The organism is Streptococcus sp. FSL L8-0526 (genome assembly GCF_038007145.1).
Lineage (GTDB): Bacteria > Bacillota > Bacilli > Lactobacillales > Streptococcaceae > Streptococcus > Streptococcus thermophilus.
Genome location: NZ_JBBOWP010000001.1, coordinates 713344 through 737924, shown reverse-complemented (window position 1 = coordinate 737924; position 24581 = coordinate 713344). Strand labels below are relative to the sequence as shown.

The following is a 24581-nucleotide window of genomic DNA, read 5'->3' as shown; positions in this document are numbered from 1 at the left end:
CAACTATTTTCTCTTTTCAAATTATGCTAAAATAAAACTATGAAATATTTTGATACTATCGTTATTGGTGGGGGACCTGCTGGCATGATGGCGACCATTGCCTCAGCCTTTTATGGCCAACAAACCCTTCTGATTGAAAAAAAATAAACGTCTCGGTAAGAAACTAGCTGGTACTGGTGGTGGACGTTGTAATGTCACTAACAATGGAACTCTGGACGATCTCTTAGCAGGTATTCCAGGTAATGGACGTTTCCTCTATAGCGTCTTTTCTCAATTTGATAATCACGATATTATTGCTTTTTTCGAGGACAATGGTGTCAAACTCAAGGTTGAGGACCACGGTCGTGTTTTCCCTAAGACAGATAAATCACGTACTATTATCCAAGCTCTGGAAAATAAAATCCAAGAACTAGGTGCTACTATTCTTACTAATACGGAAGTTATCTCTGTCAAAAAAGTCGATGAACAATTTCAAGTTAAGTCTGCAGACCAGATTTTTACTAGTGATAAACTCATCGTCACAACTGGGGGAAAATCTTATCCATCAACAGGTTCAACTGGTTTTGGTCACGATATCGCTCGACATTTCAAACTCCATGTTACTGATCTTGAAGCTGCAGAAAGTCCACTCCTAACCGACTTTCCACATAAGGCTTTACAGGGAATTTCTCTTGACGATGTCACGCTATCTTATGGAAAACACAAGATTACTCATGACCTTCTTTTCACTCATTTTGGCCTATCTGGACCGGCTGCCCTACGTTTATCTAGCTTTGTTAAAGGCGGTGAAATAGCTCATCTCGATTTTCTTCCTAACCAATGCCAAGAAAATCTCAAGACCTACTTTGAGGAAAATCGCGAGAAATCTGTTAAAAATACTCTCAAAGGTCTAGTGCCTGAGCGTGTCGCTGAATTTCTAGCAGGAGATAAGGCGGATAGCAAAATTAAACAACTCCATCCCAAAGATTTGGAAAATCTTATCAGTCAACTAAAGGAGATGGAAATTCCAATTACGGGCAAAATGTCACTTGCCAAATCCTTTGTAACCAAAGGTGGCGTAGACCTCAAGGAAATTAATCCTAAAACCCTAGAAAGTAAAAAAGTCCCTCACCTACATTTTGCAGGAGAGGTCCTTGACATCAATGCCCACACCGGTGGCTTTAATATTACAAGCGCCCTCTGTACTGGTTGGGTAGCAGGAATTCAGAGCCCTTGGGACTAACGAAATTTTTCGAATAACTCTATCCAAAAAGTGTCCCTTCTATTCTGGAAGGGACACTTTGTCTATTTCTGAAAAGGAGAGGAGGGGATTCGAACCCCCGAGCCCCGTTAAGGACTACACGCTTTCCAAGCGTGCGCACTCGGCCTCTATGCGACCTCTCCATATCAAACGATTAACCCATTACTGACTAATCGTTCATTTTAATTAGAATTTTCAAGATTTAATCTTTAAACTGAGCCTCTACTCGGTAGATAACTTGACCTTTTTCTGAAAACTTTCGCTCGTACTCAGTCATAACGTTGCCCTCATAATCACTTGCATGAAGATCCAACCACACTTTGTTAAGAATCATTCCATACTGTGAGAAACTCGTCAAACTGTATTCGAAAAGTCCTCGATTGTCTGTTTTAAAGTGAATCTCTCCATTTTTAGGCAAAATTTGCTTATAAGTATCTAGGAAAGTCTTGTAGGTCAAACGACGTTTCTCGTGACGGCTCTTGGGCCATGGATCTGAGAAGTTGAGATACATCATGTCCACTTCACCATTTTCAAAATAGTTGGTCAAAGCAGATCCATCCACACGCAAGAGTTTGACATTTTCAGCACCTGAGGCCAAGACCTTGTCCAAGGCGTAACTCAAAACAGATAACTGGATATCAATACCAATGTAGTTGATATCAGGATTTTGTTGGGCCATTCCAGTAATGAAGGCTCCCTTACCAGACCCCACCTCAATATGGATAGGATTGTCATTGCCAAAAATCTGGTGCCACTTACCTTTAGCAGCTTCCGGCTCAAGGATAACATACTGAGGATGGTTAGCTAGGTGTTCCTCTGCACCTTTACGTTTTCTAACTCGCATGTCTACTTTCTAATATCTGTGCAAGGTCTCTCTGAACTTACGCAGCTCATAAATTTCTCGATTGGCATGTTCCAAATCACGGTTATCAAAGAATTTGGAAATTTGTGTCAAATATGAAAATTGTCCATACCAGTAAATCTTATCCAAAACAAGGTCATTGTTCTTGTAACCATAATAAGACAACCACTGTGGCCAGTGAGCCAAAGGAATGTAATGGCTAAGAATCTGTGCTACATCATACACACGGTCAGTTAGACGTACAGAATCCCAATCAACCAAATAAATCAATCCTGAGGTTGTAATAACAAAGTTACTATGACGCGCATCGCCATGAACAATGGTCGCAATCTCTGCACGAAACTCTGGAAGATGACGTTTCAAATCTCTAACAACATCTTGAAGGAAACTATTCTCACGCAATTGATAGGCAGCATTTTCCTCCCACTCGTGTAGAAGATCAAAAGGATTTTCAATATGATAATCCAACTGCAAGAGCTGATTAACCAAGTGTTTAGAGCGGTGCAGATTACCAAGAATTTGGATAATCTGTTTACTGTTCATGTCATGTTTGGTCAAAATACGACCATCAAGCCACTCCTGTGCACTCATCATATCACCATTTCCCAGACGCTTAGCCCACAGGAGCTGGGGCGCAATCTGTTCCTTGGCAAGAGCTGCCAAGATTGGTGTTGTATTCATCTTCACAAAGACACGATCTCCGTTTGGATAAGTCCCCATATAGGCCTTACCACTATTTCCTTTGAGAGGAGTCAGGCTCAAATCTTTATCTGTTGATGTCACCTAGGCATCTCCTTTTTCTTTAGTCTTTTGCTTCTATTCTAACTTATTTAATAGGTATTAGTCAATCATCTTCTTAAGCTTGGCTGGTAGGTAAACAAGGCTCAAAACTAGCATAACTCCAACCAAAATCAGGCTAAATTTAAGGTCAAAGAGACAAAGAGCCTGAATCAGTGTCATTACAAGGACAATTTGATTAATCAAGTGCTTTAGATTGCTCACCTGCATGTCTTTTCCAATTGGCATAAGGTTGGCCATCCTTTGGTAAGCAAAGTGCGATTTAAGCGCTGTGAGCTGGAAGAGTAAGAGATAGTCAAAAACAACCACAAGTACCATAGCCAGCCATTTTTCAGGAACCAAAAATATAACCAAAAGTGTTAAAGCAAAAAGGCGTAGGCTAAGGGCAAAGTAATCTCCTGAACGTAAGAAGGCTCTTAGGTACAGGTTGTACCACGTATGTTTCTTGTCTTTCTTTGTACGCTTGATAATGCCATCCAAATAGCCACGGCGTTTAACACTCGATGTAATTCCCTTAACATTGGTAAAGAGTGAAAAAAACTTCAAGATTGATTGTTGACGTTTATTCTCCGCTGCAATAGCATCAGTCCAATTCAATCCAGACTGCTTATAAAAGGGTTGTGCTTTCTTTTGGAAAATAAAATACTTAAGAATAGCCATAGCCACGGCTACAAGGACAACTCCCCAAACTGGAAGACCCAAGGCCAGAAAAAGTGGGACGACCAAGATAAAAATCAATGTCTGGATGAGCACCCAAAATCTAAAAGCACGCCCTGTCGCCTTCTTAATATGGCCTAGCACCTCTTCTTCCTTAACTAAGAGGTAGTACTTGTCTGCAGGCTCTAAATAGGTGGCAATATTGCCCCAAAAAGGCAGTAAAAGACAAAGCACAAGTAAGCCAAGAATAATGGCCCATGGATTCTTTGGAAAATGTCGGAGTAACTGGCTATACTGAACCAAGACAAAACCCAGCAAAAAAAGAAGAACCAGGATAAAGTGGTCATTAAAGACGTAGCGACTATACTTAGCACAACGAGTAGTGAATCGTCTGCTACGCTCCTTAAAAAGTTCAGCTATCATGACAATTCTCCCTTAGTCAACTGCATATAGATATCGTTAAGACTAGCACTACTGTAGCCAAAGGTCTGACGAAACTCATCAATCGTCCCCTGTGCCAAGACCTGTCCATGGTGCAAAATCACAAAGCGATCACACATCTTCTCGGCTGAATCCAAAACGTGAGTCGACATGAGAATAGACTTGCCATTGGCTTTTTCCTCAGCCAGAAGCTCAATCAAATCAGAAATCGCCAAGGGATCCAATCCCAAAAAGGGCTCATCAACAATGAAAAGACTTGGGTTGACAATAAAGGCGCAGATAATCATGACCTTCTGCTTCATCCCTTTTGAAAACTGAGTCGGGAACCAGTCCAACTTTTCATCTAAGCGAAAGAGTTTGAGGTACTTGTCCGCACGTGCCATACCCTCAGTCACATCAAGACCATAGGCCATCAACACCGTTTCCAAATGTTCACGAAGCGTCAATTCTTCATAAAGACTTGGCGTCTCAGGAATATAGCCAATCTTCTGACGATAGCTAGCTGGATCTTGTTGAATAGTTAACCCATCAATGGCAATCTGTCCTCCATAGGGTGTTAAGAGACCAATAATCTCGTTAATTGTTGTTGATTTCCCAGCACCATTAAGACCAATCAGACCAACCAATTCACCATCAGCCACCTCAAAAGTGACATCTTTTAGGACGGGAATATTGGCATAACCACCCGTCACCTTTTCTAATTTAAGCATTATCTTTTCTCTCTTTGGTATGATATAATCTATTATAACAGAAACTCATGGAAAGGTCGTTATTATGGATAATTGTATTTTCTGTAAAATTATATCTGGAGAAATTCCATCATCAAAAGTCTACGAGGATGATAAGGTTCTAGCCTTCCTCGACATCTCACAAGCTACAAAAGGACATACTTTGGTCATTCCTAAAGAACACGTTCGCAACATCTTAGAAATGTCTGCTGAAACCGCAGAGACTGTCTTTAGCCGCGTCCCTAAAATTGCCCGTGCCGTCCAAAAAGCAACAAAAGCTATCGGAATGAATGTTCTCAACAACAACGAAGAAGTAGCTGGACAGACTGTCTTCCATGCCCATATCCATCTAGTACCTCGTTACGGTTCAGACGACGGTATCCATATGAGTTTTGATGAGCATGAACCTGACTTCGCTGCCCTAGCAAACCTTGCTGACAGCATTGCTAAAGAGGTAACAGAATGAAACTCGGACGCCTTCTAGCTCTTGGAACCCTTGCCTGTGGTGCCTACTACGCCTATAAACGACGTGAAGACATCAAAGAAGAGATCCTAGACCTCAACCAATCACGAGAAAATATCTCTCACGATCTGGACAGAATCAAACGCAACCTTGACATCATCAAGGAACAAAACCTTGTGCTTGATGACATCAAACAAGACCTCAGCTATAAAACACGTGTCTTCCAAAAAGACCTAGAACCCCGACTCAGCATCATCCAAGAACGCTTGAAAAAGTATCAAGGTGATGATAACGAAAAAGGTAAGTAGCCTCGTGCTACTTACCTTTATTGCTGATTAAAAATCGACAACTACTTGTACTCTGTAAAAATTAATTTAGCATCGTCAGCCTTTATTGACTCGTCAGATAATCCATCATAATAAATACTTAGGACTTGATTTTTCTTTAATCTAACAACAACATCTGTATTGCCTGGATTATATTCTTGGCTTTTTGAAGTATTTGAATCTAAATCTTCAATAGTGAGTCTCCAACCAAGATTACTAAATTGTGGGTCAAGATTAACGTTAGTGCTTAATTTGTAGGTTCCCTCCTTAATATCTCTGCCTACAATAAATTCTCCCTGACCAAGTTCATTACTTGGTTCAACTTCCTTAGCTACTGCATTGAATTTTACTTTAGAAATGTCATCTAATTGTAAAGTATCTCCGTCAAATAAAATAAGTCTAATCTTTGAAGCACCATTTGTAATATTCCCAACTGCACCTGCAATAAAGTTTATAGAAAGACCATCTTTAGATTTTCTTGTTCCTAAAATATTCCCTGAACCACCCGTAACTTCAATATCATAGATTCCCGGCTCAACATCACCTTTTTTGCCTACAGTAATATCATCAGTAACATAAATTTCATCTGTAGATATAGAGCTATCAATAAGTTTTTGGAAAGGATCTGATTTAGCAGTATGAACCTTTGATTGTTTTACCTTTGGATTTCCCTCTGACTTTTTACTATCATTTTGGCATCCCACTAATCCGATACCAACGAACATCAAAAGAACAAATGTGATTAACTTTTTCATAATATTTTCTCCTAAAATTTATTTTTTACTTTCGACTGTTACTGTTGCTTCAGAATCGATTGATTTGATCAGCGAAGTATAATATTTTTCTGCTGACTCCTCTATTATACTTCTGTGCTCGTTTAAATAAGATTCCTGTTCCTTATTAGAAAATCCTTCTGCAACTGCTTTACCAGTATCTATATCTTTAGTAGAATAACTAAGAATCTCCCCACTGGTATCATAAAGTTTATAAGGTTTATCTTTATCTAATTCAACACCAATGGATTCAAACTTAGACAAAGTCACGAGATAATGGTGTTCACCTTCTTTACTAATAGAAACACCTTTTTTGATATCGAATTTTGCAGTATAGTTGAGAATAATAATCGCTCTCTTTTCAGAACCAGGAATCACAAATTTAGTACCAAATAACTTTGTATTATCTTTAATTGTCTTAACTTTCTGTATACCAACATTTAACAAAACCACTTCTTGAACTTTTTCAATTTTTTTGATTGTTGAGTATGTATTTGTAGTTTGGTTCGATTCACTATTGGCTTTAGAAAAACTAATATATAATCCTAAAACTAAACCCAGTAAAGCAATAAGTCCAATACCTACTACTTTCCAAAGTAAAATCTTTGTTTTAAAAAATCTTTTTACTAATTTCATTCAAATTCTCCCATACTCCTACTTCTTCAAAAACAACTGAACTAACAGTGCTAAAATTACAATCCCAGCTGCAATCAGGGGGTTCAACATTGCCACACCTATAAGAAGTAGAATAGCTAAAATCCATAAAACTACCTTTATCATCTTATCACCTTTAAAATACGAATACCATAATTTCACCTAAATTTAATTTTCTGTAAACATTATATATATATTTCTGTAAACATTATATATATATATGTGTATATGTTGTCAATATTTTCGGTAGTGTAAAATAAGTTGTGTAAACACAAAAAGGAATAAATCCGTTATAGTAGAGTTGCAAAACATTACTAGAAAGAGATTTATTCCTATGACTCAGTTTACCACAGAACTACTTAACTTCCTAGCCCAAAAGCAAGATATTGATGAATTTTTCCGTACTTCTCTTGAAACAGCTATGAATGATCTGCTTCAAGCAGAGTTATCAGCCTTTTTAGGGTATGAACCTTACGATAAATTAGGCTATAATTCTGGGAATAGTCGTAACGGAAGCTATGCACGGAAATTCGAAACCAAATATGGGACTGTTCAGTTGAGTATTCCTAGAGATCGTAATGGGAACTTTAGTCCAGCTTTGCTTCCCGCTTATGGACGTCGAGATGACCACTTGGAAGAGATGGTTATCAAACTCTATCAAACCGGTGTAACGACTCGAGAAATTAGTGATATCATCGAGCGAATGTATGGTCATCACTATAGTCCTGCCACAATTTCTAATATCTCAAAAGCAACTCAGGAGAATGTCGCTACTTTTCATGAGCGAAGCTTAGAAGCCAATTACTCTGTTTTATTTCTTGACGGAACCTATCTTCCATTAAGACGTGGAACCGTTAGTAAAGAATGTATTCATATCGCACTTGGCATTACACCAGAAGGACAGAAGGCTGTTCTTGGATATGAAATCGCCCCAAATGAAAACAATGCTTCTTGGTCCACCCTGTTAGACAAGCTTCAAAACCAAGGAATCCAACAGGTTTCTCTTGTAGTGACCGATGGCTTCAAGGGGCTTGAAGAGATTATCAATCAGGCTTACCCATTAGCTAAACAACAACGTTGCTTAATTCATATTAGTCGAAATCTAGCTAGTAAAGTGAAACGAGCAGATAGAGCGGTTATTCTGGAGCAATTTAAAACGATTTATCGTGCTGAAAATTTAGAAATGGCAGTGCAAGCTTTAGAGAACTTTATCTCCGAATGGAAACCAAAGTATAGGAAAGTCATGGAAAGTCTGGAGAATACGGATAATCTTTTAACTTTTTATCAGTTTCCCTACCAGATTTGGCATAGCATTTATTCGACAAACCTCATTGAGTCTCTTAACAAAGAGATCAAACGTCAAACGAAAAAGAAGATTCTTTTTCCTAACGAGGAGGCTCTGGGACGTTATTTAGTTACCCTGTTTGAAGATTATAATTTCAAGCAAAATCAACGCATCCATAAAGGGTTTGGCCAATGTGCTGACACACTTGAAAGCTTATTTGATTAACATTCTTCAACTCTACTTGAGTGTTTACACATAATTATTGACAGTATCATATTTTCTTGAAAATATAATATATTTTAACTATTCATATCATAAGATTATTATAATTTCATATCATTTTAAAATTAAGAATAAACATGGAAGTAATAGCAATACCCAAAACAAGACTTTCCGCTGTGCTAAAGGTGAGAGAAACTATATTGCTTATGTCACTCGGAAGATTTGAGACTTAGGCTCAAATCTTAGGAATGGAATTCCGTTAGGAAGTCGCTTCCGTCCGTAGCACCCAAGGAAAGTCTTAAAAAAAGAAGAAGCAGAGATGTCTACTAACATCTCTGCTTCATTAATCGGATTAGGAGTTCCTATGCTTTTTATTTAGCATCTTTTTCTTTGATAACTAAGACACCATCTTCCATATCAGCTTCTAGGTGTTTAGCATCAAGGTTATCCAAGTGGAAGTCTGTGACTTTGTCACGGATTTGTTGTTCAACCACACGACGGAGTGGACGAGCACCCATAACTTCATCATAGCCTTCTTCTATCATATAGTCTTTAGCAGCTTTGCTAACCGTCAAGTCCATGCCTTTCTTAGAAAGAGTCTTGTTAACTTCATTCAACATGAGATCGACAATCTTAGAAAGGTCCTCCTTATCTAAGTGTGAGAACTCAATAATTGCGTCGAAACGGTTAAGGAATTCAGGACGGAAGTAAGGTTTCAAACGATCCATGAGTTCTGGTTTATCAGCATCTTCTGTCGAGTTAGATTCGTAACCAAAGCCAGCGTTTGAAGTTGCGATAATGACTGTGTTCTTGAAGTTTACAGTATTACCTTGACCATCAGTCAAACGGCCATCATCCAAAATTTGGAGGAGAAGGGTGATAACTTGAGGGTCTGCCTTTTCAATTTCATCAAAAAGGATGATTGAATAAGGGTTACGACGAACACGTTCTGTCAAGGTATTACTATTATCATCATAACCAACATAACCAGCTGTTGTACCAATCAATTTAGAAACGGCTGTGCGGTCGCTGTATTCTGACATGTCCAAACGGATGATAGCATCTTTGGTACCGAACAAATCAAGGGCCAATTGTTTAGCCAACTCAGTTTTACCAACACCAGTAGGTCCTACAAAGAGGAAGCTACCGATTGGACGGTTACCTTCGTCAAATCCTGCACGATTACGACGAATGGAACGTGCCACTGCTTCAACGGCCTTATCTTGACCGATAACCTTAGTTTTCAAACGGTTATCCATATCTTTCAAACGTTCGATATCCGTTGCACCCAATTGAGATACTGGAATACCAGTCATACGTTCTACGGATTCAGCCACATCGTTTACAGTCGCAGTCACCTTGCGATCTTTTGCATGGTTAGCAATTTTCTTTTCAAGTTCTTCAATACGAATCTTAGAATTTAGAGCTGCTTCGTAATCTTCTTTAGCAACTGCAGCTTCTTGTTTAGCTTTTTCTTCTTCGATTTCACGTTCAACAGCATTGACATCAGTTACTGGATGTTGTGCTGCCAAGTGAGCTGCTGTCATGTCCAAAAGGTCAATAGCCTTATCTGGCAAGCTACGTTGTGGAATGTATTGTACTGAAAAATCAACCACTGCTTTCAAGACATCATCTGGCAAGATAACATTGTGGTGTTTTTCATAAAGATCACGAATACCTTGAAGAATCTTGAAGGTATCTTCAGGAGAAGGAGCATTGACCTTAACTTCGTTGAAACGACGAGCAAGGGCAGCATCCTTCAAGATAGTGTTACGGTATTCATCTTGAGTTGTTGCACCAATCACTGTTATTTCACCACGTGAAAGAGCAGGTTTCAAGATATCAGCCAGACCTTTAGAACCTCGACCATCGCCAGTGCTTCCGGCACCAAGAATTTGATGAATTTCATCGAAGAAGAGGATAATGTTTCCAGCTTCTTTGACTTCATTTATCAAGTTTTGAATGTTTTCTTCAAAGCTACCACGGTATTGAGTACCAGCTTCAAGTGCAGAAATATCAATTGAGATGATTTCTTTGTCCTTGATAGCAGCTGGGACATCACCATTAACGATGGCTTGTGCCAAACCTTCAACTACAGCTGTTTTACCAACCCCAGCATCACCGACAAGGACTGGGTTATTCTTAGTACGACGAGCCAAGATTTCGGCAGTTTCTTGAATTTCTTTGTTACGTCCGATAACAGGCTCTAATTTACCTTCGCGAGCTTCTTGAGTCAAGTTACGACCAAGCTTAGCAAGAATACCATCTTGTTTAGGTCCTTTACCCTGTTGTTGCGTTGGGTTCACTGCTTCACCTTGATTACCAGGCAATTTACCTGTTTGACGGTAAATCGCAAATTCTTCAGGTGTCACTTCACGACCGTTAATCATGTAGCGACGGCTTTCTGAATGGAAACCACCCATGTTACCCATCAATTGATTGAAAAGATCATCCATATTATTAAAGTTGTTGTTCATATAATCACCTCATACAGTGTTTTCTTGTGATTTTTTCTTAAGTGTTATTTTTTAGTTAATGTGTCAAAATTGACTTTTACTGACCAAAAACCTAAAAATTTTAGAGCCTCAACTACTCTTCTAATAATTTCTGGTTTTGCTCTTGGTAGAAGGCTGAGAACTTTCACAGTCTTGAATTAATTATTATTTAGCATAAGAGCCACCTTCTTTCTGTGAATCTCTCAAAATAGCTAACTTACAAGCTTATTTCAGAAAGAAACTTATAGCTTAAGGAATCCCTTTTCCTTAAGTCTTATCATATACCTTTCATCTGCTTGGGTCAAGAATTTAGCTTTGAATTTTACTGAACTTTTTAATGAAAATTTAAGCAGACAAGCTGCAATCTTTTCATATCGGTATATGGACTGTTTTGACAACCTTCATAAGGATTTCATTTCCTTATGTTTATATTGTACAGCATTGGTCAGTATTGGTCAACATATTTTTTTGACTTTTTTTTGACCTTTATTGTAATTTTTTTTGCAGGCAAGCTATAATTACCTTTTTACAATTATTTAAGCTAGTCCTGCAATCTTATAAAGAAGCTAAATCCTTATGGAATCATAACACACCATTAGTCAGCAAAGGTCAATAGTTTTGTTTGATCTTTTTTGACCTTTTTGAGAATAGTTTACGAAAAGTAAAAGAGCCTACCAGAGGTAGACCTTTTATAAAACTATTTTACTCTAATCGGTATGCGTCCGAAGTTTTGTTCGGAAAGTTCAGGGTTGCCTAATTGATAAATATTATCCGCTTGTTGTGTAAGCATATCCCAAGGTTCTCGTCCAATCCGAACCACTATATCCACAGACTTTTTCACAAATTTGAGATGAGACTGCCCTTTTTGAGAAAATCCAAGCACATGAATAGATTTAGGCAAAGAATTATCCACAGCTCCAACTAGGATATAGGTCAAAATACGACGTACTCGTGCTTTTGTATAGCGTTTGGTTGCTACCTTATCCACCAGTTCCTCCAAAGAAGAAACCTCACGAATAGCAGCTTTTAAACGACTGGCAATCTCTTCATTCACCTGGAAAACATTGGTCAAATCAGGGTTTGTAAGAATCTGATAAACCAGCAATTGGAAATAATTATCCCAAGAGACCTGTGGAGAAGTTTGAAAAAGTTTGCTATTGGGCATGAACTTATCCACAAAATCACTATCTTCTTTGTGGAGACGTAGACTGGTCGCCGAGGCGAAAGATACTTCCTTGTCTGTGGAATGATAGCCAGCCCCTTGTCTCTGGATAGGATTCAACGTAATGCCCTTACCCGCACAAGCTTTGGCATAGGCTAATCCTAGGATATGGTTGGGTGTATTGCCAGTAAAATCCACACCAGCAAACTTTTCCCACATTTTTTGCGTCTTTTGTGGATAAGACAAGTCACTTGGTAAACTTTCCACAAAGGCTTCCATTTCCTCTGACTTTTCAGAATAGACATCTGCTATAGTCTGATAGTCTAGGACTTCTTCCGTGCCAAAAGTAAGGCTATCAATTCCCAGTCGAGACAAGATATCGACAGCCCCAGATGCAAAATAATCGGCAGACTGGACTGCCGTAAAGAAGGGCAACTCAACCACGAGATCTGCTCCATTTTCCAAAGCCATCTGAGCTCTAATCCACTTATCCACAATAGCTGGCTCACCTCGCTGAACAAAGTTCCCAGACATGGCAACAATTTTTATGCCTTCAGCATGATCCAAGAGATACTTGTGGCCGTTATGAAAAGGATTAAACTCAGCAATAATACCTGTAACTGTCATAGGCTCTTACTTTTGGGCGACAAAGAACCAACGTGCACTAGTTTCAGTCGGTTTCTTATCCTCGAAATCGGCGTAAAGCTTGAAAGATTTGAAGCCAGCCTGCTCTAGCAAGATATCATAAGTCAATATCTCATAGGTACGCTCCTCGTGCACCTCATCATGACGGCTAAAGCTTCCATCTTCCTCTTTGAGAAAGAAGGTCAATTCATGGACTACAGAATGCGGAGCCGCATCCTCATAAGTATCCCAGAGCATAGCAAAATCCTCAGCATTTTCATGGTAAGAATAGCCAGGGAAAACTTCATCAGTTTGATAGGTTGAGTGTACATCAAATATAAAGACGCCATCCTCATTGAGTGCATTGTAAACCTCTTTGAAGACGTCTCCAACCTCTACTTCATCCTGCATATAGCAGATTGAATCTGAGTAGCAGGTCACAAAATCATACTTCCCAGCTTGCGATAAATCCAACATATTGCCTTCAATAAAATCAATTTTCTGCTTGGCAGAAGACGCACGCTTCTGAGCAATTTTCAACATATCAGCACTCAAATCAAGTCCAGTGACATCAAAACCAGCTTGAGAAAAACGTACAGATTGAATCCCTGTTCCACAAGCCAATTCAAGCAATTTCTTTTTGTCCATAGTCTTTGGCAAATGACGGAGGGAAAAAGCCGTCCACAAATCGTAAAGACTGTCATCCATAACAGCGTCGTAGACCGCCGCAAAAGTTTCATAAGTAGCCATAATCACGATACCAAGTCCGTCCGTAATCGGAATGAAAATTAGAAGCTTTGACTTGGAAGCCTGATCCAAGCCAAGGCTATCTATTTTCCGACGATTACAGGACGGGTTCAAATCCTTTCTAGGATACAAAGAGCGTTAAAAGCAGAGAGAAAATAGGAAACTTTCTGCCGTATCGCTAGATACAAGGAAGTTTTTCTTTTTCTCATAGCTTTTAGCTTGTGTTAAGTTTTTAAAATTAACTAAACACGACACCCTATCCTTTCTTTCCATTAGATTTTCAATTAAGCAACAAAACCCAGTTATCGCCAACTGAGTTCAATTTCTTATGTCAAATAGGCTGACACATCCACCATTGGTGCTTCATGCCAGAGTTTTTCGAGGTTATAGTGTGCACGCTCATCTTCTGTAAAGATGTGAACAACGACGTCGTTAAGATCCAAGAGAATCCACCCCCCTTTATTGTCACCTTCCATGTGACTAGCGTCCACACCAGCTTCTTTAACTTTCTCACGGATGTTGTCGGCAATAGCTTCCAACTGACGGCTATTCATTGCACTCAAAATAACAAAGTAATCTGTTAGGCTAGTAAGACCATACAAATCTAGGGCAACGATGTCTTCAGCTCGCTTTTCATCAGCAGCTTTGACAACCAATTCAAGTAATTCTTCTTTAGTCAATTGTATTCTCCAGTAATTAATTATTAATCTTTTAAGTAACTCACAAAAGCATTATAGGTTTCAAGAGTTTTGGGATAAATCGGCAAGGCCTGGTGCGCCAAGTGTTCTACCGTATGAACTGTTTCAAAAGCAACTGCTTTATCCAAAGATTGATTTGCTACTTTTCTAGCTTCCTCTACCAAAGGGAAATTACGGTTATGCTCAATGTAGTCAGCCACATAGACAATTTTATCTAGGATTGACATTTCATGACTTCCGACAGTATGGATTTCAATACTGCGTAGAATCTCAGAATCATTTAAACCCAAATCTTCTTGGATTTTGTAAATCCCAACCATGCCATGCCAGACATTGTTTCCCCATTTTTTCAATTCAGGATCGAGCTCATACTTATCGATGAGCTCTATGAATTCCTTGTCTGGAAGTTCTTTGGCATAATCATGAAGGAGGCCAGCTAAACCAGCTTTTTCAGTATCGTAACCATACTTTTCAGCAAGAGCAATAGCAGCTCGCTCAACACCCAAAACATGACTAAAGCGTTTAGGACTCATAACCGCTCTAACTTTTTCAAGGAGTTCATCACGAGAAAAGTCAAGGTATTTTTCATAGGTCATTTATAGAGCCCCGCTTTCTTGATGTAGGCAAGTACAGACTGCGGCACCATGAAGTTAGGTGTACGATTCTTCTTAATGTAGGATCTGACTGCACTTGAACTAATATCCATAAGGGGCACATCAACCCAGATAACAGGATATGAGGTTCCAGCCTTATACTTAGGACGCGGTACACCAACAAATTGAACCATCTCGATAAGTTCATCAATACGGTGCCATTTTGGTAGGTACTCGACCATATCAGCTCCAATAATAAAGTAATAATCCGTATCAGGATTAGCCTCTGTCAAGAGCTTCATGGTGTCATAGGTATAGCTGATTCCCTTACGTTCCAACTCGATGGTTTCAATATCCAAACCTTCGATGCCGTTAATAGCCAGCATGAGCATATTAAGGCGATGCTTTTCATCAATAGTCTCTTTTTTATCGATATGAGGGGGCTCAAATTCAGGCATAAGAAGAACTTCATCGAGACCTAACTGCTGACGCACCTGGTCTGCAACAACCAGGTGGGCATTGTGAACAGGATTGAAATTTCCACCTAATATTCCAACCTGCTTACGGCCGGTATCTTTAATTTCTTCCTCTAGTTGAACCTTTGTAAACGGGGTTACAAGATCTAATGCCATGTTCGTCTCCTCTTATTCAAGCATTATATAATTTTTTAACATCTTCAATACTTTAAAAGTGTTTCTATACCTTAATTTGTCCTTCACCAAGTAACGTCAGCAACTATTTTTGGATGGCTTTAACATTTGGTGACAACTTACGATTTTCTTTTTTAGCAGATTCCTTGTAAATAATCAAGATGCGTCCAATCTTGAGGACTGTATCACAGCCGATTTCTTCTTCCAAAATTTCAGCAACTTCATGGATATCTTCCATAGTATTTTGAAGAAGGGTTACCTTAATTAACTCACGGGCATCAAGGGCGTTACGAACGCTAGTTTTGATATGATCGTTAAGACCGTTTTTCCCAATTTGTACAATAGGTTTAAGGGTGTGGGCTTCCGATTTAAGGAAGGCACGTTGTTTTGATGTTAGTGACATGTTTATTCCTTTTTAATTTTTTGATGTTTTTCTTAGATGATAGGGCCGCTCGTAAACTTTGGGTTCCATAGCTAATTTTTTGAGCTTAAAGTTTCAAAAATTCCAAATCCAAGTAACATAGTATGTTGCTTAGATTACTATCAGGGCGAAAAACACATTGTTTGCTTATGGCTTAACTCTAGGCAAACTTCATGCTCATTGAAAAGACTTTTTTATACTTTTAACTGCTTCATTAGGTTTAAATAATTGCTTTTCGTACGACGACACCAACGCCTTCTGGTGCCCAGGCAGCAACGATGGTTGGTTGGTCTGCTTTCCCTTGAACACGAATCCAGCCTAATCCTGAAAAGACAACGTCTGTCTTATCTTTGATAGTGAATTCGTGACAGACTAGTTTTGGAAATTCAGCCAATTCCTTAGGCCCAGGCGGCATGAGGAGACTTCCAACGTGCTTATCATAAAAGGCATCTGCGCCGTCAAGTTTAGTACGGTGAAGCTTTAGATTATTGTCAAAGAAGGCTGTAAAACCTTGTTTATCACCATCAATGAAGTCAAAACGTCCTAGTCCACCTAGAAATAGGGTTTGGCCTGCATTTAACTGATAAGTCTTCGGTTTGATTTCCTTCTTAGGACTAACGTATTTGAGGTCCTTAGCTGACAGATAATGTGCCATCTGGTGACGGTGTATAATTCCTGGTGTATCAAAAATATAGCTACCATCATCTAATGGGATTTCAATCTTATCAAGGGTCGTTCCTGGGAAACGAGAGGTTGTGATAACATCCTTATCACCAGTAATTTCTTTGATGATGGCATTGATTAAGGTCGATTTACCAACATTCGTAACACCAACAACATAGACATCACGACCCTTACGGAGGGCTTCAATACGTTGAATCAGCTCTTTAATAGCATGATGATTTTGAGCAGATGTCAACATGACATCCACAGGACGCATTCCTTCTTCGTGGGCACGTTCTGTCAACCATTGAGTTACCTTACCGTCTTTAACAGATTTAGGTAGGATATCCTTTTTATTTCCAACCAAGAGCACATCATTACCCGAAACAAAGCGTGATAAGCCTGGGATGATTGATCCATTAAAATCGAAAATATCAACAACATTAACAACAAGGGCATCACTATCACCAACTTCATGAAGTAATTTTAAAAATTCATCATCAGTGATGTGGACATCCACAATCTCATTGTAATGACGAAGACGGAAACAGCGCTGGCAGTATAGCTCACCTGTTTCCTCGGCCTTTTTAATAGAGCTAGTAGGTGTGAAACCTGCTTTTTCTTTATCCTCTGTTTGAATTTGGGCTCCGCACCCAATACAAAATAATTCTTCCATTAAATTCCTTTGTTGAAGGTCATTGGACCATATGCTTTTTCAATCTTTTTCCACATGCGACGTTCACGCCAACGGTTAAACTTGGTTACCCAAGAATCGGATTTCACCAAAGGCTTAACCAAAATCGAGCGAATACCTGCTCGGTGGCTAGCCCTAATGTCAGTCATGAGCTGGTCACCCACCATTACAACCTCTTCACGGTTAAAGTGATAGCGTTCAATCGCTTCATTAATGCCTTTAGTGAAAGGCTTCATGGCACGACTCACGAAATCCACATGGAAATTGGCAACTGCACGTTCAACACGTTTATAATTATTGTTGGAGACCACAACCACTGGAATGTCAGCCTCTGTCATCTCATCTAACCAAGCTCGTAGCTCAGGAGTCCCATCAGGGTTGTTCCAAGCAATCAAGGTATTGTCCAAATCGACCAAGACCGTACGAATACCGTGTTCACGTAGCTGGTCAGGTTTCAAATCATAAACAGCCTCCACCATGAACTGGGGCCTATAATCGTCTATACTCATTTTCTCTCCAAAGTGTTAGTTTACTTCTTATTTTACCATATTTTTAAGCTTTATGTGTGGAACTTAAGTCCTATTTTTTAAGAACAACCTTTACAGAACAATAAAGAAAAGAACCAAAATCACTCAGGCTCCATTCTTATCTCTGAATTTTTCCTTTTGTTAGGGCAACTAAATTTTTAAGCGATATGATGATGACAGCAAGAACAATTAAAATCATTCCAACCACATCAATGGCAAAGAAGCGGTCACCCATAATTAATACGGTCAAAATGACCGATGCTACGGGTTCCACCGAGGCTAAAAGACTCCCTTTGACAGCTCCAACCATGGCCGTCCCCCTAAGGAAAATGGTGTAAGCAAAGACTGTCCCAATGAAGACCAAACCAAAAAGCGCTAAGAGATTTCCACCGGTCAAAGGAAGCTTATACTTCCAAGCTTGGATAGCAATCGGAAAGACCAAACCACCAAGTAACATGCCTAGGCCAATAACAATCAAACTGCCCCATTTTTCAATGGCCTTAGCAGGCAGTAAGATATAAAGTGCATAGGTCACTGCCGAAAAGAGGCCCCAGAACAAGCCGATAGGCGTAATGGCCAGCTCTGTCACCTGACCATGCGTTGCGATAATAAAGGTTCCCGCAATAGCCATGATAATCGCTACCAACTCTGAAACCATTGGAAATCTACGGTTCTTAGCACACACAAAAGTCAGAATGAGTACTGGCGTGACATACTGCAAGACCGTCGCAGTCCCTGCATTGGTATGCTGAATGGCACTAAGATAGGCATACTGATTCAAGACCAGACCAAAGAGTGCAAATAAGGCGATACTTACTAAGGTTTTCTTATCTTTAAGTGCTGAAACTAATTTGTCTGACTGCCTAAAAAAGACCGAAGCTGTCAGCAAAATCCCAGCTAAAATTAAACGTAAACTTGTTAAAAGATTAACATTAACCCCATGAGCCATCAGGTATTGACCCGAAACTCCTGAAAATCCCCAAGAAATTCCAGCAACCAAGACCATCAGACTCCCTTTTAATTGTTTAGACATGTGTTTTCCTCAATTATGATAATGCCTATTTATTATAACACAGGGAGTCGTAAGTCAGTAGATAACTTCAGAAAAATTATACTCTTTTTCTTGAGGAATTTTCAAGCCACCAACCTATAATCCAACCACGGACTAAAAGATAATTTTCAAGTGTACCAATAGCGTTGACTTAGTGATGGTATCGAAGATATCTAAGGAAATAATTAGTTCCAATTCCCAAAACCTCCAATAATCAAAGCCATTAGAATAGCTCTCAAATAAAACCAATCGTACTTGAGATTGATAGCAATCAGGATGACAAGAACTGCTACATTCCAAATACCAATCTCCCTCTGCCATCCGACAGAAATGCCGTAACCCGAATGACTTCCCATGTAAGTTGGGAAGAATAGCTGAAAAATAATGCAACCAGTCATGGCGAAGATAAAAAGGACTCTTAAGAATTTGTTCATGGGGTAACTCCTAAAATCTATTTATAATAAAATTCTTGACTAGTCTAACACAAATATTGCAAATAGAAAACCAACCTTTCGGCTGGTTCTTTATCTATTATTCTTCTTTCAACTTAGCCAATTCTTGGGCAAGTAACTTGAGGGCTACTTGTGGGTTTGCTTGGCCTTTAGTTGCTTTCATGAGGAAGCCTGTGAAGGCCTTGTCAGCATTACGTTTACCTGACTTGAAGTCGGCTACGGCTGCTTCATTATCTGCAAAGACTTGGTGGATGATTGGAATCAAGACTTCAGGATCTGAAATCTGTACCAATCCAGCTTTTTCGACGTATTCACGCGCACCGCCACCGTTTTTCGCCAAATGAACGAATACTTTCTTGGCAATCTTAGATGAGATGGTGCCATCTTCGATGATAGCAATCATTTCCACCAAGTTTTCGGGTGTCAATTGGATTTCTTCAAGCGTTTTGCCTTCTGTGTTCAAGAATTGAGCGACTTCACCTTGAAGCCAGTTAGAGACTTGTTTGGCGTCTCCACCAAGGGCTACGGCTGCTTCAAAGAAGTCAGAAGTAACCTTCGTAGCTGTCAATTGGTTGGCATCATAGTCAGACAAACCAAGCTCTGCCACATAGCGAGCACGGCGGTCTTTTGGAAATTCTGGTAACTCCGTACGCATTTCCTCAATCCACTCATCTGAGATTTCAAACAATGGAAGGTCTGGTTCTGGGAAGTAACGGTAATCCGCTGCTCCTTCTTTGACACGCATAAGGATTGTGCTCTTGCTGGCTTCATCATAACGGCGTGTTTCTTGACGAATGACACCACCTGAACGCAAGATTTTCGCTTGACGTTGCACTTCGTATTCAAGACCTTTGCGGACATTTGAGAAGGAGTTCAAGTTTTTCAACTCCGTCTTGGTACCAAATTCCTCTTGACCATGTGGACGAAGGGAAATATTGGCATCCACACGCATAGATCCTTCTTCCATCTTGACATCAGAAATACCTGTGTATTGGATGACTTCTTTGAGAGCTGTCAAATAAGCGTAGGCTTCTTCAGGAGAACGCATATCGGCTTCAGATACAATCTCGATCAATGGCACCCCTTGACGGTTAAGGTCAATATAAGAGAAACCGTCTGCTCCATGCGTGTTCTTACCGGCATCTTCTTCCAAGTGGGCACGTTCAATCCCGATTTTCTTAGTTGTTCCGTCTTCCAATTGCACTTCAATCCAACCGTTATAACCGATTGGCTCGTCAAATTGCGAAATTTGGTAGCCTTTTGGATTATCAGGATAGAAGTAGTTCTTACGGTCAAAGTGCATGTGCTGGTGGATATCCATATTCAGCGCCAAAGCGGCCTTGATTCCAGCGTCCACAACACCCTTGTTCAAGACAGGAAGTACCCCTGGGAAAGACCAGTCGATCACATTAGTATTGGTATTTTGCTCGTTCCCAAAGTGAGCAGAGGTTGGTGAGAAAATTTTTGAGTTTGTATTCAATTCAACGTGGACTTCAAGTCCGATGACTGTTTCAAAGTTCATTAATTGTCACCTCCGAAAATCACGGGTTGTTGCTTATGGTAATCCGTTGTAGCTTCAAAAGCAGCTGCAGCTTGATAGATGGTCTCTTCAGAATACTTAGGACCAATCAACTGCAAACCAACTGGAAGACCTTGCGCAAAACCTGCAGGAATCGAAATCCCTGGAAGACCTGCCAAGTTAACAGGAATGGTCAACAAGTCCGCCAAGTACATGGCAACAGGATCATGATTGAGCGTATCCAAATCGAAAGCCACGCTTGGAGCTGTAGGACCAAGGATGAGATCGTAATCCGCAAAGACTTTTTCGAAGTCTTGGATAATGAGGGTACGAACTTGACCAGCTTTCTTGTAGTAAGCATCGTAGTAACCAGATGACAAACTAAAGGTACCCAGCATGATACGACGTTTGACTTCATCACCAAAGCCTTGGCTACGAGTGTTTACGTAGATGTCATCCAAGTTCTTGGCATCTTCCGCACGGAAACCATAGCGAATGCCATCGAAACGTTGCAAGTTTGAAGAGGCTTCAGATGAAGCAATGATGTAGTAGACAGCAACCCCGTATTTAGAATGAGGCAGGCTGACTTCCTCGACTGTTGCTCCCAATTTTTCAAAGTGCTTAGCCGCATCGAGGATGGTCTCTTTAACTTCTGGGTCAATCCCTTCCCCAAGGTGTTCCTTAGGAAGAGCAATCTTCATACCTTTGATGTCTTGACCAATCTTAGAAGTAAAATCGGCTATGCGGACTGGCGCAGATGTTGAATCCTTAGCATCTTCACTGGCAATAACATTGAGCAATTGGGCATTTTCCTTAACAGTTTGTGAGAACGTACCAATCTGGTCAAGTGAACTACCAAAAGCAATGAGACCGAAACGAGAAACCGTTCCGTAAGTTGGCTTAAGACCAACAATCCCGTTAAAGGCAGCCGGTTGGCGGATAGAGCCACCTGTATCTGAACCAAGAGACAAACGGACTTGACCTGAAGCTACAGCTGCTGCCGAACCACTAGATGACCCACCAGGAACCTTGCTGTGATCCCAAGCATTCTTGGTTGGTCCATAGTAAGAAGTCTCACCAGATCCACCCATGGCAAATTCATCCATGTTAGTTTTCCCGATGACAATCATATCTTTAGCTTTGGCATTAGCAACCGCTGTCGCATCAAAGATAGGCTCGTAGTTATAGAGCATTTTTGAGGCCGCAGTCGTCAAGATGCCATCAGTAGAGATATTGTCTTTGACAGCGAATGGAATCCCTGACAGAAGGTTGTCAGCATCGATTCCTTTTTCGTCAATGGCCTTAGCTTGTGCAAGGGCAGCTTCTTCTGCTACTGTCACAAAGGCATTGACTGCTTCTTCACGCGCCTTGATATCGTCAATGGTCGCTTGTGTCAATTCGGTTGCTGAAATTTCCTTAGAGACAAGGAGATTGTGCAACTCTTCAATGGTTTTATTGTTGAATGACATTAGGCATCTCCTCCATCTTCTAGGATAGCTGGTACCTTGATGTAGTAATTGTCTTTTTCAGGTACATTTTTAAACAAACGATCACGGTCAGTCCCTTTTTCAGCAACATCCGGACGCAGTACAGTCTTGCGGTCCGCCATGGTCGTTGTTGGGGCAACACCAGTTGTGTCCACTTCTTCCAACAATTCCACCATATCAACAATCTTCGATAAGGTTGTCGCAAACTCAGCTGTCTCTTCTGGAGAGAATTTCAATTTTGAAAGATTGGCAACGTGGGTTACCTCTTCTTGCGTAATTTTCATCTTGCTTCCTTTCGTGAAATGATGATTTTTCAACACCCCCCTATTTTACCATAATTTAGCCTAATTTGCTGGGAGGATAAAAAAACTGTAGCAACTTTTTTGTCACTACAGTTTACCAATATACAGCTTTTTCAAAACAGTTATCGTATGGGCATCAAGAGCTTTCTCCAGGCTTCTAACATTTCTGGTTTCAAATAATGTTTTATCAGGTCATATGAGGCTTGGTACATAGACTCAAGATCACTTTCTAAGGCAAATAAAATCTTGTCGGCCATCTGAGAAACAAGTAAATCCTCATCCATAGTCTCGCTATAAGGGACCAGATACCCATTCTCAGCATCTTCGATGAAGATTTTACTCTTTTCGATGGGCAAGAGCAACAGCTCTTATTGCCAAATCCGTTTAAATCTACTTCAAAAAGTGGTAACAAATCCTGCGTTAAAATCATATCATAGTCTAAATATAAAACGCGATTTTCTTGAACAAACTCAGGAATCACATAACGGAAAAAAGTCACATAATGAATATACGTACTTGGAAGCGAAAATTGTTTAAAGCTTTCTGCAGACATACGGCAATTGAGAATTTCCGAATCAATAGCAGCCAAACGACTATTCATAAGGGCAAACTAATCTGTTGGTAAATTCTCATTTAGCACATAAATTTACCACTACCCTTGGTGTGTATGTAAAGACTATAGAGCCAGCTCTAACTTTTTCACATAGAGATAGCTCTGCTATAAATACAACTGATTTTTTACCCAAATTTTCTCCATCTCAAACTTTAATAAGAATATCATTTTTAGAAAACATTACAATTTCTACCCTTTACAAAAAAGCCAGTCCAAAGGCTAACTTCAATTGGAGATCAATTTTCTTTCAGTGCTTGCTAGATTCGTAAAATTGAACCCAGACCAGCACACAGCTCAAATCCACTATTCTACAGAGGCACCGTTACTTGCGATAACTTTTCTCTGTACCAGTTAAATGATTTTTTCTTATAGCGTTTAAGGCTACCCTTACCATCATTGTCGCGGTCTATATAGATGAAACCATAACGTTTTTTCATTTCACCAGTTTCGGCAGAAACACGATCGATACAACCCCAGGTTGTGTATCCCCAAAGCTCTACACCATCTTCATTGATGGCATCCCTCATGGTCTTAATGTAGGCTGCCCAGTAGTCACATGGGTGGTCTGTATTTGGATAATATTGACCGGCTGCCAACATCCAACCAACCTTATTTTCAGGATCAATCTCGTGAGCCAACTTAGTCGCCATAGCTGAAGCTACCAACTCATGGTGGGCTGCTTGGTATTTAACCAGCTCCTCATTCTCACCCTCTTCAAAACAGGGCCCTACTCCCATAAATGGTGCATGGAGAATCATGTTAATTTCTTTAAAAGTGAGCCATTACTTAATCAAACCTTTATAACGTGTGAAAAGGGTACGGCAAAGATTTTCATAGAAACCAAGAATCTTACGTTTACGCCATCTCCTATACTCTGTAATCAAGTGCATTGGACAATAAAAGTGCGTAATAGTTACTAAGGGTTCGATGCCATGTTTGTGACAATCCTTGAATAGGTCCTCGTAAAAAGCTAGCCCAGCTTCATTTGGCTCAGCCTCATCACCCTTAGGAAAAATACGTGACCAAGCAATAGAAAGTCAATAAGTCTTAAAGCCCATTTCACCAAAGAGAGCAATATTTTCCTTGTAACGGTGGTACATATCAATGCTTTCCTTAGCTGGATAAAAATAACCATCCTCAAAATCAAACATCTTGCGACGTCCAGTAATAATCGAAAGGCGATCCTCACCAATTGACACCACATCAACATTGGCTAACCCACGTCCATCAGCATTATAGACACCTTCACATTGGTTGGCTGCTGTCGCACCACCCCCACAAAAAATTCGTCAGGAAAAACATTAATTTTTTAGTCATTATTCTACCTCTTATATATTTCGACTTAATATAGTAATAGTATACAATAACTTGTAATCGCTTTCTTATAGTAAACTACAGAAAACTGATACTATCCTATGATTTAAGACAAAGAAT

24 protein-coding genes, 1 tRNA gene and 3 pseudogenes are annotated in these 24581 nt (G+C 39.9%); 4 read left to right on the top strand and 24 right to left on the bottom strand.

Annotated features, from left to right (window positions below):
• Positions 1 to 39: 39 nt before the first annotated feature.
• Positions 40 to 1222: pseudogene (locus tag NSQ85_RS03995) on the top strand (NAD(P)/FAD-dependent oxidoreductase).
• A gap of 74 nt (positions 1223 to 1296) precedes the next feature.
• Here NSQ85_RS03995 and NSQ85_RS03990 read toward each other — a convergent pair.
• The 5 genes from NSQ85_RS03990 to NSQ85_RS03970 all read right to left on the bottom strand — a co-directional run bounded on the left by NSQ85_RS03990 (position 1297) and on the right by NSQ85_RS03970 (position 4708).
• Positions 1297 to 1383: transfer RNA gene (locus NSQ85_RS03990), tRNA-Ser, on the bottom strand.
• Between the two features lie 59 nt (positions 1384 to 1442).
• Complete coding sequence (gene trmB / locus NSQ85_RS03985) at positions 1443 to 2084, bottom strand: tRNA (guanosine(46)-N7)-methyltransferase TrmB (protein WP_179973942.1); 642 nt, start codon at positions 2082 to 2084, stop codon at positions 1443 to 1445.
• 9 nt (positions 2085 to 2093) lie between these two features.
• Positions 2094 to 2885 carry a cell cycle regulator CcrZ gene (ccrZ, locus tag NSQ85_RS03980; protein ID WP_179973943.1) on the bottom strand — a complete coding sequence of 264 codons (792 nt, stop codon included), beginning with the start codon at positions 2883 to 2885 and terminating at the stop codon, positions 2094 to 2096.
• A 57-nt stretch (positions 2886 to 2942) separates the two neighbouring features.
• The gene (locus NSQ85_RS03975; protein ID WP_415669366.1) at positions 2943 to 3977 is read right to left on the bottom strand and encodes an ABC transporter permease; all 1035 of its coding nucleotides are present in this window, start codon (positions 3975 to 3977) and stop codon (positions 2943 to 2945) included.
• The gene (locus NSQ85_RS03970; RefSeq protein ID WP_179972197.1) at positions 3977 to 4708 is read right to left on the bottom strand and encodes an ABC transporter ATP-binding protein; all 732 of its coding nucleotides are present in this window, start codon (positions 4706 to 4708) and stop codon (positions 3977 to 3979) included. The genes NSQ85_RS03975 and NSQ85_RS03970 overlap by 1 nt, the downstream gene beginning before the upstream one ends.
• A gap of 64 nt (positions 4709 to 4772) precedes the next feature.
• On the opposite strand from NSQ85_RS03970, the gene NSQ85_RS03965 reads away from it, so the two are divergent.
• A complete protein-coding gene (locus tag NSQ85_RS03965) occupies positions 4773 to 5192 on the top strand; it encodes an HIT family protein (RefSeq protein WP_179972198.1) in 420 nt (139 codons plus the stop codon).
• Positions 5189 to 5497 (top strand): hypothetical protein, encoded by a 309-nt coding sequence (locus NSQ85_RS03960; protein WP_065972523.1) that lies wholly within the window; start codon positions 5189 to 5191, stop codon positions 5495 to 5497. Before NSQ85_RS03965 ends, NSQ85_RS03960 begins: the two co-directional genes overlap by 4 nt.
• A gap of 41 nt (positions 5498 to 5538) precedes the next feature.
• Here the strand turns inward: NSQ85_RS03960 and NSQ85_RS03955 are convergent, their stop codons facing one another.
• Together NSQ85_RS03955 and NSQ85_RS03950 are read right to left on the bottom strand one after the other, a co-directional pair.
• Complete coding sequence (locus tag NSQ85_RS03955) at positions 5539 to 6270, bottom strand: hypothetical protein (protein ID WP_179973945.1); 732 nt, start codon at positions 6268 to 6270, stop codon at positions 5539 to 5541.
• An 18-nt stretch (positions 6271 to 6288) separates the two neighbouring features.
• Positions 6289 to 6924, bottom strand: coding sequence for a DUF4230 domain-containing protein (locus NSQ85_RS03950; protein WP_179973946.1), 636 nt, complete (start codon positions 6922 to 6924; stop codon positions 6289 to 6291).
• Positions 6925 to 7276: 352 nt separating this feature from the next.
• Between NSQ85_RS03950 and NSQ85_RS03945 the strand changes: the two genes are divergently transcribed.
• The gene (locus NSQ85_RS03945; RefSeq protein ID WP_179972202.1) at positions 7277 to 8452 is read left to right on the top strand and encodes an IS256-like element IS1191 family transposase; all 1176 of its coding nucleotides are present in this window, start codon (positions 7277 to 7279) and stop codon (positions 8450 to 8452) included.
• A 368-nt stretch (positions 8453 to 8820) separates the two neighbouring features.
• Here NSQ85_RS03945 and NSQ85_RS03940 read toward each other — a convergent pair whose 3' ends face one another.
• From NSQ85_RS03940 to NSQ85_RS03860, 17 genes and pseudogenes are all read right to left on the bottom strand, one after another.
• A complete protein-coding gene (locus NSQ85_RS03940; RefSeq protein WP_179973947.1) occupies positions 8821 to 10926 on the bottom strand; it encodes an ATP-dependent Clp protease ATP-binding subunit in 2106 nt (701 codons plus the stop codon).
• A gap of 715 nt (positions 10927 to 11641) precedes the next feature.
• A complete protein-coding gene (locus NSQ85_RS03935) occupies positions 11642 to 12733 on the bottom strand; it encodes a nucleotidyltransferase (protein WP_179973948.1) in 1092 nt (363 codons plus the stop codon).
• Positions 12734 to 12739: 6 nt separating this feature from the next.
• The gene (locus tag NSQ85_RS03930) at positions 12740 to 13480 is read right to left on the bottom strand and encodes a class I SAM-dependent DNA methyltransferase (protein WP_332068333.1); all 741 of its coding nucleotides are present in this window, start codon (positions 13478 to 13480) and stop codon (positions 12740 to 12742) included.
• Between the two features lie 323 nt (positions 13481 to 13803).
• Complete coding sequence (rsfS, locus tag NSQ85_RS03925; protein WP_179972205.1) at positions 13804 to 14157, bottom strand: ribosome silencing factor; 354 nt, start codon at positions 14155 to 14157, stop codon at positions 13804 to 13806.
• 23 nt (positions 14158 to 14180) lie between these two features.
• Positions 14181 to 14771 (bottom strand): bis(5'-nucleosyl)-tetraphosphatase (symmetrical) YqeK, encoded by a 591-nt coding sequence (gene yqeK / locus NSQ85_RS03920; protein WP_179973949.1) that lies wholly within the window; start codon positions 14769 to 14771, stop codon positions 14181 to 14183.
• Positions 14768 to 15400 (bottom strand): nicotinate-nucleotide adenylyltransferase, encoded by a 633-nt coding sequence (locus NSQ85_RS03915; RefSeq protein WP_340781190.1) that lies wholly within the window; start codon positions 15398 to 15400, stop codon positions 14768 to 14770. The genes yqeK and NSQ85_RS03915 overlap by 4 nt, the downstream gene beginning before the upstream one ends.
• 103 nt (positions 15401 to 15503) lie before the next feature.
• Positions 15504 to 15821 (bottom strand): ribosome assembly RNA-binding protein YhbY, encoded by a 318-nt coding sequence (gene yhbY, locus NSQ85_RS03910; RefSeq protein WP_179972208.1) that lies wholly within the window; start codon positions 15819 to 15821, stop codon positions 15504 to 15506.
• A 238-nt stretch (positions 15822 to 16059) separates the two neighbouring features.
• The gene (gene yqeH / locus NSQ85_RS03905) at positions 16060 to 17178 is read right to left on the bottom strand and encodes a ribosome biogenesis GTPase YqeH (protein WP_340781189.1); all 1119 of its coding nucleotides are present in this window, start codon (positions 17176 to 17178) and stop codon (positions 16060 to 16062) included.
• Positions 17178 to 17705, bottom strand: a complete 528-nt coding sequence (locus NSQ85_RS03900) for a YqeG family HAD IIIA-type phosphatase (RefSeq protein ID WP_179972209.1) — start codon at positions 17703 to 17705, stop codon at positions 17178 to 17180. The genes yqeH and NSQ85_RS03900 overlap by 1 nt, the downstream gene beginning before the upstream one ends.
• A 136-nt stretch (positions 17706 to 17841) precedes the next feature.
• Positions 17842 to 18756, bottom strand: a complete 915-nt coding sequence (locus NSQ85_RS03895) for a DMT family transporter (protein ID WP_179973952.1) — start codon at positions 18754 to 18756, stop codon at positions 17842 to 17844.
• A 76-nt stretch (positions 18757 to 18832) separates the two neighbouring features.
• Positions 18833 to 19208: pseudogene (locus NSQ85_RS03890) on the bottom strand (hypothetical protein).
• Between the two features lie 97 nt (positions 19209 to 19305).
• Entirely contained in the window at positions 19306 to 20748 is a 1443-nt protein-coding gene (gatB, locus tag NSQ85_RS03885; protein ID WP_179972211.1) for an Asp-tRNA(Asn)/Glu-tRNA(Gln) amidotransferase subunit GatB, read from the bottom strand.
• Entirely contained in the window at positions 20748 to 22214 is a 1467-nt protein-coding gene (gatA, locus tag NSQ85_RS03880) for an Asp-tRNA(Asn)/Glu-tRNA(Gln) amidotransferase subunit GatA (RefSeq protein ID WP_179973953.1), read from the bottom strand. The genes gatB and gatA overlap by 1 nt, the downstream gene beginning before the upstream one ends.
• Positions 22214 to 22516 (bottom strand): Asp-tRNA(Asn)/Glu-tRNA(Gln) amidotransferase subunit GatC, encoded by a 303-nt coding sequence (gene gatC / locus NSQ85_RS03875; protein ID WP_002884769.1) that lies wholly within the window; start codon positions 22514 to 22516, stop codon positions 22214 to 22216. Before gatC ends, gatA begins: the two co-directional genes overlap by 1 nt.
• A 140-nt stretch (positions 22517 to 22656) precedes the next feature.
• Positions 22657 to 22839, bottom strand: a complete 183-nt coding sequence (locus NSQ85_RS03870; RefSeq protein ID WP_232086282.1) for a glycosyltransferase — start codon at positions 22837 to 22839, stop codon at positions 22657 to 22659.
• Positions 22764 to 23087, bottom strand: a complete 324-nt coding sequence (locus tag NSQ85_RS03865; protein WP_232086281.1) for a glycosyltransferase — start codon at positions 23085 to 23087, stop codon at positions 22764 to 22766. The genes NSQ85_RS03870 and NSQ85_RS03865 overlap by 76 nt, the downstream gene beginning before the upstream one ends.
• A gap of 363 nt (positions 23088 to 23450) precedes the next feature.
• Positions 23451 to 24464 (bottom strand): annotated as a pseudogene (locus NSQ85_RS03860) (family 1 glycosylhydrolase).
• Positions 24465 to 24581: the final 117 nt, after the last annotated feature.

What these genes read in the sequence shown, in the direction of transcription:
- NSQ85_RS03930 (WP_332068333.1), bottom strand. Translation starts at nt 13,480, where the DNA reads ATGGCTACTTATGAAACTTTTGCGGCGGTCTACGACGCTGTTATGGAT.
- NSQ85_RS03915 (WP_340781190.1), bottom strand. Translation starts at nt 15,400, where the DNA reads ATGGCATTAGATCTTGTAACCCCGTTTACAAAGGTTCAACTAGAGGAA.
- NSQ85_RS03865 (WP_232086281.1), bottom strand. Translation starts at nt 23,087, where the DNA reads ATGTCTGCAGAAAGCTTTAAACAATTTTCGCTTCCAAGTACGTATATT.
- gatA (WP_179973953.1), bottom strand. Translation starts at nt 22,214, where the DNA reads ATGTCATTCAACAATAAAACCATTGAAGAGTTGCACAATCTCCTTGTC.
- yqeH (WP_340781189.1), bottom strand. Translation starts at nt 17,178, where the DNA reads ATGGAAGAATTATTTTGTATTGGGTGCGGAGCCCAAATTCAAACAGAG.
- NSQ85_RS03960 (WP_065972523.1), top strand. Translation starts at nt 5,189, where the DNA reads ATGAAACTCGGACGCCTTCTAGCTCTTGGAACCCTTGCCTGTGGTGCC.
- NSQ85_RS03955 (WP_179973945.1), bottom strand. Translation starts at nt 6,270, where the DNA reads ATGAAAAAGTTAATCACATTTGTTCTTTTGATGTTCGTTGGTATCGGA.
- yqeK (WP_179973949.1), bottom strand. Translation starts at nt 14,771, where the DNA reads ATGACCTATGAAAAATACCTTGACTTTTCTCGTGATGAACTCCTTGAA.
- NSQ85_RS03895 (WP_179973952.1), bottom strand. Translation starts at nt 18,756, where the DNA reads ATGTCTAAACAATTAAAAGGGAGTCTGATGGTCTTGGTTGCTGGAATT.
- NSQ85_RS03965 (WP_179972198.1), top strand. Translation starts at nt 4,773, where the DNA reads ATGGATAATTGTATTTTCTGTAAAATTATATCTGGAGAAATTCCATCA.
- trmB (WP_179973942.1), bottom strand. Translation starts at nt 2,084, where the DNA reads ATGCGAGTTAGAAAACGTAAAGGTGCAGAGGAACACCTAGCTAACCAT.
- NSQ85_RS03900 (WP_179972209.1), bottom strand. Translation starts at nt 17,705, where the DNA reads ATGAGTATAGACGATTATAGGCCCCAGTTCATGGTGGAGGCTGTTTAT.
- gatB (WP_179972211.1), bottom strand. Translation starts at nt 20,748, where the DNA reads ATGAACTTTGAAACAGTCATCGGACTTGAAGTCCACGTTGAATTGAAT.
- NSQ85_RS03970 (WP_179972197.1), bottom strand. Translation starts at nt 4,708, where the DNA reads ATGCTTAAATTAGAAAAGGTGACGGGTGGTTATGCCAATATTCCCGTC.
- gatC (WP_002884769.1), bottom strand. Translation starts at nt 22,516, where the DNA reads ATGAAAATTACGCAAGAAGAGGTAACCCACGTTGCCAATCTTTCAAAA.
- NSQ85_RS03945 (WP_179972202.1), top strand. Translation starts at nt 7,277, where the DNA reads ATGACTCAGTTTACCACAGAACTACTTAACTTCCTAGCCCAAAAGCAA.
- NSQ85_RS03935 (WP_179973948.1), bottom strand. Translation starts at nt 12,733, where the DNA reads ATGACAGTTACAGGTATTATTGCTGAGTTTAATCCTTTTCATAACGGC.
- yhbY (WP_179972208.1), bottom strand. Translation starts at nt 15,821, where the DNA reads ATGTCACTAACATCAAAACAACGTGCCTTCCTTAAATCGGAAGCCCAC.
- NSQ85_RS03950 (WP_179973946.1), bottom strand. Translation starts at nt 6,924, where the DNA reads ATGAAATTAGTAAAAAGATTTTTTAAAACAAAGATTTTACTTTGGAAA.
- NSQ85_RS03940 (WP_179973947.1), bottom strand. Translation starts at nt 10,926, where the DNA reads ATGAACAACAACTTTAATAATATGGATGATCTTTTCAATCAATTGATG.